Source organism: Paraburkholderia sp. SIMBA_027, assembly GCF_046535315.1.
Taxonomy (GTDB): Bacteria; Pseudomonadota; Gammaproteobacteria; order Burkholderiales; family Burkholderiaceae; genus Paraburkholderia; species Paraburkholderia tropica.
Genome location: NZ_JAWRWY010001161.1, coordinates 1 through 253, shown reverse-complemented (window position 1 = coordinate 253; position 253 = coordinate 1). Strand labels below are relative to the sequence as shown.

1 protein-coding gene is annotated in these 253 nt (G+C 53.4%); it reads left to right on the top strand.

What is annotated here, in order from left to right:
* Positions 1 to 253 (top strand): hypothetical protein (locus SB764_RS42790; RefSeq protein WP_410867148.1); only part of this gene is annotated, 253 nt, incomplete at both ends.

Below are 253 nucleotides of genomic sequence, written 5' to 3'. Positions count from 1 at the left end.
AGGATTGGCAACCGTGAGTTCAAATATTCAAGCCTTGCGAAGAACCTCGTGAGCTTTCTGCCCGCGCGATGGCACGAGGAATTGGATAAGACCAAGGACGCATGGCTCGGCTGCGAAAACTGGTGGGCAGGTTATCCGTTAATTGTCTGGGTGGAGATGCGGGCCAGCGATGACGGAACCACAGGAAGCCTCAAGCTGAATGCGGAAGTCGGCCCTGTTTCAAATCACAAAGTCCGCAAGGGGATTATCAAAG